The following is a 9,298-nucleotide window of genomic DNA, read 5'->3' as shown; positions in this document are numbered from 1 at the left end:
GCCGTTCATGAGCGGTTGGCGCTTGCCTGGGTTGCCTTCTTGAGCCGCCGCCAGATGATGCGCTCGACTTCGGTCACTGCCTCTGCCAGGTCGGCGCAGGGGATGGGGACGGTGCTGCTTCGGGTGAGGTAGACCCATCCGCCGAGGTGGGTGGCCGTCAACTCTTCGCTCGCCGGGGCGTGCCTGGTCGGGCCGACGTGAAGTGTCACCGGGGACACCTCGAAGCGCCGTTTGGTGCGCCATCCTCGTGCCGTGAGTGCTTCGGCTAGGCGGTCCAAGTGCCACATCGCCAGCCGGTCATGGCGGTCTCGCGTGATGAACCAGCGGACGAAGCGGCGGGCGCGGCGTCCCCAGTGCCGTACGGTCAGGGCGGACTCGTCGATCATCGGCCGTTCGATTCGGTGAGGGCGAGGACGTGTCGGATGCGGTCGGCGGCGTGCTGGGTGTCCCAGAGGGGGCAGAGCGGTTCAAGCTCGGGCTCTGACTTGCGGGTCGGACCTGGCCAGACCCAGTGCCACCACAGGTCGCCGGCCGGGCCGTGCGGGCGGCACCTGACCTCTTGCCGGAGGCCGGGACTCATCAACTGGCCAAGGGAGTTGTCGGGTGCTGGTTCACCGTGCGGGTTCACGGCCATGACCGCGCCGTGTCCCCATGCCTTGGCCGCTAGACCATGCTGGTCCAGAGCAGCCATCAGAGAGAGGGCTGCGTCTCGCCACTCGCGTTGATCGCCCAGCGGATGGGCTCTTGCGTCCGCTGCGTCGTGTCTCGGGGCGTCTTGGGGAGCAGACATTGAGGTCCCTTCGGACGGGTCCTATCAGGTGATGGGTGACCTTCTCGCGGTGATCTTGCTGGTCAGAGCCAGGTCTCCGTGATTGATATTCAAAGTACGGGTATAGTACTTCAAGTACAAGTCACTTCGCGTATTGCGTCGCACAATAAGTACTGATCTCGTAGAGATCCACGGAGGAGGGCGCCGATGTTCGGCTTGATGGTTCGGTTCACCTGCAAGGATGAAGACAGCGCCGAGGCGTTCGATCGGCTGGTGGCCGAGACGATTAGGAAGATCGAGACGGAGGAGCCGGGCACGCTGGTGTACGCGGTACACGGTGTTGACGGGCAGCCGCTACAGCGGATCTTCTACGAGCTGTACCGGGACCGGTCGGCCTTCGACGCGCACGAGGAACAAGAGCACGTTCGGCGGTTCCTCGATGCACGTGACGAGCTGCTCGCTTCGGTAGAAGTCGACCGGCTGAACCTCCATGCGGGCAAGGGGACGACCGGGTGAGTACCGAGTATCAGAGGGCGCTTGGACGGCGGATCGCCCAGGAGCGCAAGCGGCGGGGGCTGTCTCAGCCTGAGCTGGCGCGGCTGATCGATCGCTCGGTGGCCTGGGTCTCCCAGGTGGAACGTGGCGTGCGCAAGGTCGACCGGATGTCGGTCTTGGAGAAGGTCGCCGAAGTCCTGGACCTCCCGCTGTCGGAGTTGGCGGCTGAGGCTCCAGTTGTGGCTGCGACGACCGAGGAGCTTCCGGGGTCGGCCGGCCTGCGGCTCGTCCTGTCGGGTGCTCACTCGCTGCGTGCCATGCTGCACTCGGCGCCCGTTCCGTCCACTGCTGAGATCAAGCCGCGGGTAGATCGCGCCTGGGAGCTGGCCCATGGGAGTCAGTACGTCGAGTTGGCAGATCTGCTTCGTGGGTTGGTGCCCGCGCTGGAGTCCGCGGTGCGATCGGCGCCGGAGGAGCGGCGCACAGAGCTGTTCGATCTCTTGGCGGTGACCTACCAGGCGTGCTCGGCGGCGTTGGCCAAGCTCGGCGAACCGGAGGCGGCCTGGATCGCTGCTGACCGCGCCACCGTGGCGGCCGAACGTGCGGGCGATGCGCTGATGATGGCTGCCGGCGCTTTCCGGCTCGGGTTCGTCTTCCTGGGGGCGCGGCACTTCGACCAGGCGGAGGAGAACGCCCGGACGGCTGCTGAGGCGCTGTGGTTCCTTGTTGACCAGGGCAAGCCTGACGCCATGTCGCTTTGGGGCGGGCTGACGCTGCAACGGGCCGTGGCCGCGTCTCGGCTGAATCAGGCGGACGTGGCGTATGAGCATCTTGCGCGGGCTCGCGAGGTCGCCGAACGGCTCGGGGACGGTCGCAACGACTACAACACCGAGTTCGGTCCGGCGAACGTGATGCTCCATGAGGTCGCCGTGGCGGTCGAGTTGGGGGACGCAGGGCATGCGCTCCGGGTCGGGGGCGAGGCGGACACCTCGACGTTGTCCGCGGAACGTCGGGCGCGGCTACAGATCGATCTGGCGCGTGCGCACACCCAGCGGCGGCAGGTCGATGAGGCCGTCTCGGCGCTGCTGGAGGCGGAGTCGATCACGCCGGAGCAGATACGGAACCATCGGATCGTCCGGCAAGTCGTGTCCGATCTGCTGACCATGCAGGATCCACCCTCCTCTGACCTGCGAGAACTTGCCGACAGGGTGGGGGCGTAGGAAAAGTACGCTTTCTAGCACTCAAAGTACTAGTAGAAACCCTGAGTACGGGGTAGCGTTCGTGTTGACGCTGAAGCACTCCTTAGAGGAGGTGAAAGCTCAACACGAACGCTCTTCGTGTTTCAGGGGCGGAAGGCCGCTCTTGGACGGCGAAACAGGCCACACATGAAAGTGGCCTGAGCGGGAGACCCGCCCAGGCCGGATGCGGTTAGCACCCTAGTTGGCGCTTTGATGCTACCTCGTTCGTCCTGATGGCGTGTGCTCCCTCGGTTCCGTAACGCCTGCTCAGCAGGTGGACGAGAGGTGTACTCATCATGCGCAACATCCCTGTCGACGTCTCCGCGCTCACCTTCGTGTGCGTGTCGGCGCCGCGTCCCAAACTGGTCGACCAGGACACCGGCGAGGTGAAGGTGGACCGTAACGGCCAGACGGTGTTCACGGTGGGCCTGTCGGCCGCCGACGCCATGGGGCGGGTGGAACTGCTCAACGTGTCGGTGCCCGGCGACCAGACGGTGACGATCGGCGAGATCGTGTCGCCGGTCGGGCTGCTGGCGTTTCCGTGGGAGCAGGTCCGTAACGGCGAAAAGCGGTGGGGGATCGCCTACCGCGCCGTTCAGATCGTCCCGGCGGGGGCGGTTTCCTCCGGCTCGGTCTCGGCGTCGTCCGCTGCTGCCTGAACGGCGGGACGGTCGTGAACGCTGTCTGTCTGGTGCTCGGAGTCCTGGCCGCTACGGCGGTCGGGCTCTGGGCCTGGCGCCGGTGGCATCCGGTGTCCTTCTGGTACGGCGTGGGCTTCCCGGCTCGTGCGGTGCTGGTGCATCTGACCTGGCATCACGTGGCTTCGGGCTGCTAGCTGACGCCGAAGCGGCGACGACTGCGAGTCACGTTGGACGCCGTCTCCTTCCTGAGTGTCTCGCTGTTGCTTCATTTCGGCATCGCGCCGAATGTCGTCCGGGACATCGTCGGGCACAGCGACATTGAGGTGACCATGACCTACGCGCATGCGGCCCTGGACGAGAAGCGGGCGGCGCTGGGGCAGTTGGGGGATGTGCTCGGCTGAGGCCGTTGCTGTCAAAAGGCCCGGCACCTGATCAGGTGCCGGGCCTTTTGGCTGGTCAATGGAGTGGGCAGGGGCGGGGTCGAACCGCCGACCTTCCGCTTTTCAGTGAACGACGCTTCGACAGAGGAACCCCCCGATGACCTGTGAAGATTGCTCATGGGCGCGTCGAGCGTGGGCCACTTCGGCGCAGGTTCGGCACGATCAAGCACGAGCTCCCTCCGGCCGAGATCACCGACTGGGCTCCTCCCCGGCCTCCTCCTCCACGGTCGACTCTGGTCGGCGCTCAGGGACCGCCTCAGAGGCCTCGCATCCGGCGCTTGATCGCACGTGGCTGAAGCTAACCAACATCCTGGGGCAGCGGATGGGGCGCAGGGCAGAGTCACCGCCGCGGAATCCGCACAATCCACGGATAGTGGGAAGCGACAACCGCGTGGTGTCGGCCGCCTGGTCAGGGCCCCGTCCGTGTCTCTCCATAGCCAGTGTCATGGCGCGACGTCAGGAGCGAGCCTGTAGGCCCATCACCGCAGGTCGGCGGATTGTGCGGTGTTCCGCGAAGTTATGCGTTCCGGTTCCATCGCCGGAACCTAGCCGGACGGCCTGGAGGTCGAGATCTCTCCTCCTGGCCGCAGCCAGTCAACGCGAGCGGCAATCGCCGGGGTCACGACGAGTCGCGCAGAATCTCCAACGTTGGGGCGCCGCGTTTGGAGGGTGAGCTGCCGAGAGCGCTAGCGCTAGCGCCGGCCAGTTCCGCGGATTCTGGGCTTTCTGCGTACGAGTGCCCCATGGTGAGTCCCATACCCGCATGCTTCGGAGGTTGTACACCCGCGGCTGACTCCCGCCCGGGGCGGCCTGGGATGGCCCACCTCGGCCATGTGGAAGACACAGCTGACGATCGACAGCAGGAGGGCGTATCGTCGCTAAATCCGTTTCGTCCCCAACGCGACATGTACCACGCGGAACTATAGACAAAAGGCCCAGATGTGACCATACCGGACTTCGACCCCCAAACGGGCTACCTCCCTTCGGGGCGACACCCGTGCGGAAGGGACGAGATGTATGAGCGGTATGTGTCAAGCATGACAGATGGGGAAACACGAGCAAAGCTCTTTACTCAACTGGAAGATCACGCCGTTATCTTGGGCACCTTTGTACCTGTGGACCGCTGGTGGGTTGGTGGCAGCTTTGTAACATTAAGCAGAAAACCCCCGAATGACATTGATTGCGTTGCGATTATTGACGGGCGGGCCCATCATGAGCTAGAATCAGATGTTCTTCGCGAGATCGATAATCTAACAGATGGCCCGGATCCTTGGAATCCTCGACATAAAGTTGACTGTCTTGGAGTGATCGCCGAAGCGCCCGAAGGGCATCCAGTCTATGACTCATTCCTTCAAGCCTGGGGATTCTTCGACCGTTTCTTAACTCGCGAAACTCGTCCTGGCCGACCCAGGGGGCCGAAGGGGTACCTGGAGGTGACTCTCTAGTGAGCGTCAATGAGCTGAGGAGAGAGTTTGACGCCCTCACTAGGGCTATCAGTGGGCTGCGTGATACGGATTCGCATGCTACTCGCCTAAACAGGCTGGCCATGGAGAAGCTTAGGCAACGGATCGCAAGAGAGATCAGCGAAGCATCTCCCGAACTGGATCTGAGGTTCCAAGACCCTCGTCGCCGAAGTGAGATGCCTGCGCGGAAACTCGCTACGGTATTAAGCGCTTTGACAGACGCTGTCGCACACGCAGTGAATCTGAAGCGACCACAACCTTATTCGGGAACTCTGCCAGACGCTTTTAGGGCGATGGTTGATTTTCGTTTGCTCGGTATTAGGCCCGGTTCCGTGCGTCTCCATTTGCGTCTTCCAAATCCAGAGATTGACGCCAATATTTTGGCGAGCGCAACGGCCGTCAGTGCCAACGTAGATATTATGAAATCCGTTGAGCAAATACTCGACGTGCTTGAAGTCGCGGCTGGCAGTTCTAAAACTGCGACAAGCGGGCGAGCTCTCTCGCGACACCTCACGGCACTTGGGCCAGATGCTGCGCGAAATATTGCCAAGTTGGCCCGCGTGATCGCTGATGAAGAATACAGTGTTGACTTCGAATGGAAGCCTGAGCCTCAGGAGGGCATTCGGAGGAGCATTGTGATTGGCCCGTCTGAGGCCAGGAATCTTAGAGACGCTATCGGTGAACAGGATGCGCAGGTCGAAGTAAATGTCGTGGAGGGTAGGCTAGTTACGGCTAGCCGTGTTAGGTCTGTCTTTGACCTCATCCTTGATGACGAGAGCAAGATAACAGGACGCGTGACAAAGGAAGTTCAGCGCGACTTGCGTAGATTTTTCGACCGTCGCGTTTATGCTCATCTGCGCGAAACCACAGAGATTTCGCAAGTCACCCAGGTTTCGACGCGTCGAATAGAGCTAATTTATCTAGAGCTTGCAGAGGATGACGCTGATTCGTAACGTGTTTCGGTGAATCTCTGCAGACCTAATGCATATCGCGTTCGGCTAGCGCCCGCGGAACGGCGAGTGAGGGGCCTTGTCATCTGATACGACCGTGTAGCCGTGAGGAGCTGGATCAGGGGCAAGGCTGGCAGCGTCGAACAGCCCGACCTCTCCTCGCTCCTCTTCTTTAGCTTGCAGCCGGCTAAGTTTGGCCCTGAGGCGCAGGGCCGGTTGTTGTCTTTGAGCTTTCTCATAAGACCACTTCATAATTTTGTCACCAGCATCATGATCTGTAGCAAAGATCATTTCGAAAATATCTCGACCATTAGTGTTCATAACTCTAAAAGCTCTGGTCTTCCTGTAGCCGAGTACTCGTTCCATCCGCCACCGCATAAGGTTGGTCAGTTCGTGCTCGAACTGAGGGCCGCTAAGAATTCCGTTTTGCGTCGCCTCCAATGCATCAAACCACTCATCGGTGCCGAACATTTCGTTCGTTCTGCTCACGACACCGGGATCTAGGTTGCCTCGTATTCTCAAACCGCGAGGTATAAGGCCACTGGCACAAAGCAGCCACAATTCTGTCTTTGGCTTGTCCTGGCGCTTATGCCGAGCAAGCTTGACGAGGGTCGGCCACTCGACTTCGGTCGATTGTTGATCGAGAAAGGCAAATGTCGGCGCCCAGTTGAGTGGTGTGAGTTCAGTCAGAACGTCATCGATTGTCTCGTTACAATCCCCGGGAATAACCTTAAGGTCCCTCTGGGGATAGGCGGCCCTGAGTGAGTTTTCCAGTTTCTGGGCGTTGTTTGGAAGCTCGAAGAACCTTAGAACAGACAGAGGTGGGTCAACGGCAAGAGCCCGCTTAGGCGACCCTTGTATTGTGTGTCGTGAAGGCTCGCGGCTTACGTTCTCTGCCTGGCCGGCAAAGAGATCAAGGTAAACAGTCTGCTTCGCGCGTATAGATGCCTTTGAAAAGCCTGCAAGGTAGTCCGACAGGATGTCGAGCTTCTGCTCGGTCCACCAGCCCCAGTCCCTGGCCATCGTTGCCCACCTCCGGATTTCGTATGGATCCAGAGGTATCGCACGTTGGCCGGCCTGTCACATGACGGCCGGATGCGGACGGTCCCAAAAGTGGTGGGTTAGCCGGGCAACAAGCCGATCAGGCGCCAGACAACGCCGGCATCTCGCTCCACTGCCTTCCCTCAAGTTCCCTGCCGCCCTGCTTCGGCGTGCGCCCGCCCCACTGCTTGAAGAAGAAGGGGACACCAGTTGAGAGGCACTTGTCCCGGATATCGGTCACCCACCGCGGATCCAGGGGGCGGTGGTTGGGGCCGGACTCGCCACCAGCGATGAGCCAACCTATCCCCGCCAGGTCCAGGCCCCCTAGGGGGCCCAAGAGTGGTTCGCATGAGAGGAATCGGACAGTTGCTGGCACCGATCGTAGATCATCGACTCGGTAGAGAACTTCCTCACTCTCGACCGAAACGCCGATCCATAGGTTGTCTGGCCAGTTGAGCTTTCCTGCCAACTTTCGCAGGCGGGATGAGCGCTTGGTAAGAACCTGGTATGTATGCTGTGGTGTATTGCTTATCACTTCAAATACTTGTTGAACAAAGTCGAGGGGAACGCGCGCATGGAAGAGGTCACTCATGGAGTTAACGAACACGACACGGGGTGAGCGCCAAGAGTATGGTTGCTGCAATGCGTCGGAGTGAAGGGTGATCCCAAAACCTGGTCCCGAGGTCCTAGGGTCACCGTCATTTTGATACTTCTCGGTGCCCATGGCCTTTAGTCGGCGCGCCAAAGTCAAGGCATAACAGTTGTCGCAACCGGTTGATATTTTGTCGCAGCCGGTTGTGGGGTTCCAAGTAACCTCTGTCCACTCGATGCCAGTACTTTGTGCCATCGAAGCTGCCTCCACTTTCTCTTGCTGAGTGTTCTGCCTCCCGCTCTTCTATTCACTGCAACCTTATCATCAACGTGTCGGCATAGACAGTAGTAAGGCGTCATCGTCATCAGTCTTTCGAATGATCTAGCTTCAGTTATCCACATCCATGTGGACAGAACTTTTATCTGTTTTCCGCTTCCTGTCTAGAAACAACGAAGAGCCCCAGTCGACTGGGGCTCTTCGTTGTCTGTTACTTTTGTTCCAAGTACTGAAATGTGGGTTTTGGGTGCATGAGGAAGTCGTGGTGGGAGATGTTCCAGGCGTAGGCACCGGCCATGGAGAAGGCGACTAGGTCACCGACTGCGATGCGGTCCGTCGGGACCTCGCGCGCGAAGACGTCCTTTGGTGTGCAGAGTTGGCCGACGAGTGTGACGGGCTCGTTGTCGACCGCGGGGCCGTCGCCGCTGCCGGTGAGGATGTCGAACGGCTGGTTGTGCTGCTTGGTGACCGGTGTCCGGATGTGCATGGTGCCGCCGCGTAGGACGGCGTACCACTGGCCGTGTGCCTTCTTCACGTCCAGTACTTCGGTGACGTACCACCCGGCGTAGACGCTGATGGAGCGGCCCGGTTCGATGCGCAGTGTCTCGCCCGGCTGGGCGAGGCCGGCGACCTCGGCGCCGTACTGCTTCCAGTCGAATCGGGTGCCGGGCGTGCTGTAGTCGACTGCCATGCCACCGCCGAGGTTGAACTCACGTGGCCCGGTGTGGCCGATCCTGTCGAGCCATGCGCGGCCCCATGCGAGGACCTCGGCGGACTGGGCCGCCATGGCGGTTGCGTCCAGCCCGGACGCTAGGTGCGCGTGGATTCCGCGTAGGCGTACGTGCGGCGAGGCGGTCAGGGTGTCGGTGCAGGTGTCCATGAGTTCGGGGTCCATGCCGAACGGGCCGCTCATGGCCAGTGCGACCCCGCTGCGGTCGCCGGCGAGGTTGACCCGTAGTAGGACGTCGACCTCACGCCCGGCCGCCTCGGCGATGCGCGCGAGGCGAGCCAGCTCGTACGGGCTTTCGACGTGGATGCGCTCGACGCCGAGGTTGAGCGCCAGCTCGAGTTCGTCATCGGTCTTGCCGGGGCCGCCGAACGCCAACCGCGCGTCCGGGAGTGCCTCGCGCACGTGCGCCAGCTCGCCGCCGGACGCGACCTCGATGCCGTCGACGTACGGGGCGAGCGCGCGCAGGATCGGGACGTCGGGGTTGGCTTTGGCGGCATAGAAGATCTCCGGCGCGCCCGGCGCCGAGAGCGCCGCCTTGACCTCGGCTGCGTGGTCCCGGAGTGCGGCGAGGTCGTAGACGAACGCGGGTAGGTGCGCGTCCGCGGCGAGCGTTCTGGCATGGTCTTCGACGAGTCGCGTGATCATGGGGTGTGGTCTCCGGAT

Annotated in this window: 10 protein-coding genes; 6 read left to right on the top strand and 4 right to left on the bottom strand. The window is 61.7% G+C overall.

Annotation, left to right across the window (positions count from 1 at the left end):
- Nucleotides 1-5: 5 nt before the first annotated feature.
- Nucleotides 6-386, bottom strand: a complete 381-nt coding sequence (locus AGRA3207_RS17845; RefSeq protein WP_231335804.1) for a hypothetical protein — start codon at nt 384-386, stop codon at nt 6-8.
- Between the two features lie 590 nt (nt 387-976).
- Here AGRA3207_RS17845 and AGRA3207_RS17840 point away from each other — a divergent pair.
- From AGRA3207_RS17840 to AGRA3207_RS17820, 6 genes are all read left to right on the top strand, one after another.
- A complete protein-coding gene (locus AGRA3207_RS17840; RefSeq protein WP_231335803.1) occupies nt 977-1,285 on the top strand; it encodes a putative quinol monooxygenase in 309 nt (102 codons plus the stop codon).
- Nucleotides 1,282-2,484 (top strand): helix-turn-helix domain-containing protein, encoded by a 1,203-nt coding sequence (locus AGRA3207_RS17835; protein ID WP_231335802.1) that lies wholly within the window; start codon nt 1,282-1,284, stop codon nt 2,482-2,484. The genes AGRA3207_RS17840 and AGRA3207_RS17835 overlap by 4 nt, the downstream gene beginning before the upstream one ends.
- A gap of 314 nt (nt 2,485-2,798) precedes the next feature.
- Complete coding sequence (locus tag AGRA3207_RS17830; protein ID WP_231335801.1) at nt 2,799-3,161, top strand: SCO3933 family regulatory protein; 363 nt, start codon at nt 2,799-2,801, stop codon at nt 3,159-3,161.
- A 209-nt stretch (nt 3,162-3,370) separates the two neighbouring features.
- On the top strand, nt 3,371-3,544 hold the full coding sequence (locus AGRA3207_RS17825) for a hypothetical protein (protein WP_231335800.1): 174 nt from the start codon (nt 3,371-3,373) through the stop codon (nt 3,542-3,544).
- Between the two features lie 980 nt (nt 3,545-4,524).
- On the top strand, nt 4,525-5,028 hold the full coding sequence (locus tag AGRA3207_RS40255; RefSeq protein WP_420830894.1) for a DUF6932 family protein: 504 nt from the start codon (nt 4,525-4,527) through the stop codon (nt 5,026-5,028).
- Nucleotides 5,028-5,999, top strand: a complete 972-nt coding sequence (locus AGRA3207_RS17820; RefSeq protein WP_231335799.1) for a hypothetical protein — start codon at nt 5,028-5,030, stop codon at nt 5,997-5,999. Before AGRA3207_RS40255 ends, AGRA3207_RS17820 begins: the two co-directional genes overlap by 1 nt.
- 45 nt (nt 6,000-6,044) lie before the next feature.
- Here AGRA3207_RS17820 and tcmP read toward each other — a convergent pair whose 3' ends face one another.
- The 3 genes from tcmP to AGRA3207_RS17805 form a co-directional block, all read right to left on the bottom strand.
- On the bottom strand, nt 6,045-7,019 hold the full coding sequence (gene tcmP, locus AGRA3207_RS17815) for a three-Cys-motif partner protein TcmP (protein ID WP_231335798.1): 975 nt from the start codon (nt 7,017-7,019) through the stop codon (nt 6,045-6,047).
- 118 nt (nt 7,020-7,137) lie between these two features.
- On the bottom strand, nt 7,138-7,884 hold the full coding sequence (locus AGRA3207_RS17810) for a DUF5131 family protein (protein ID WP_231335797.1): 747 nt from the start codon (nt 7,882-7,884) through the stop codon (nt 7,138-7,140).
- A gap of 232 nt (nt 7,885-8,116) precedes the next feature.
- Nucleotides 8,117-9,280 (bottom strand): type III PLP-dependent enzyme, encoded by a 1,164-nt coding sequence (locus tag AGRA3207_RS17805; protein ID WP_231335796.1) that lies wholly within the window; start codon nt 9,278-9,280, stop codon nt 8,117-8,119.
- Between the last annotated feature and the right edge of the window lie 18 nt (nt 9,281-9,298).

Source organism: Actinomadura graeca (assembly GCF_019175365.1).
In the GTDB taxonomy this organism is placed as follows: domain Bacteria; phylum Actinomycetota; class Actinomycetes; order Streptosporangiales; family Streptosporangiaceae; genus Spirillospora; species Spirillospora graeca.
This window is presented reverse-complemented; position numbering and strand designations above follow the sequence as displayed.

Coding starts and splice junctions, on each gene's coding strand:
- AGRA3207_RS17845 (WP_231335804.1), bottom strand. CDS start 386: ATGATCGACGAGTCCGCCCTGACCGTACGGCACTGGGGACGCCGCGCC.
- AGRA3207_RS17840 (WP_231335803.1), top strand. CDS start 977: ATGTTCGGCTTGATGGTTCGGTTCACCTGCAAGGATGAAGACAGCGCC.
- AGRA3207_RS17830 (WP_231335801.1), top strand. CDS start 2,799: ATGCGCAACATCCCTGTCGACGTCTCCGCGCTCACCTTCGTGTGCGTG.
- tcmP (WP_231335798.1), bottom strand. CDS start 7,019: ATGGCCAGGGACTGGGGCTGGTGGACCGAGCAGAAGCTCGACATCCTG.
- AGRA3207_RS17810 (WP_231335797.1), bottom strand. CDS start 7,884: ATGGCACAAAGTACTGGCATCGAGTGGACAGAGGTTACTTGGAACCCC.
- AGRA3207_RS17805 (WP_231335796.1), bottom strand. CDS start 9,280: ATGATCACGCGACTCGTCGAAGACCATGCCAGAACGCTCGCCGCGGAC.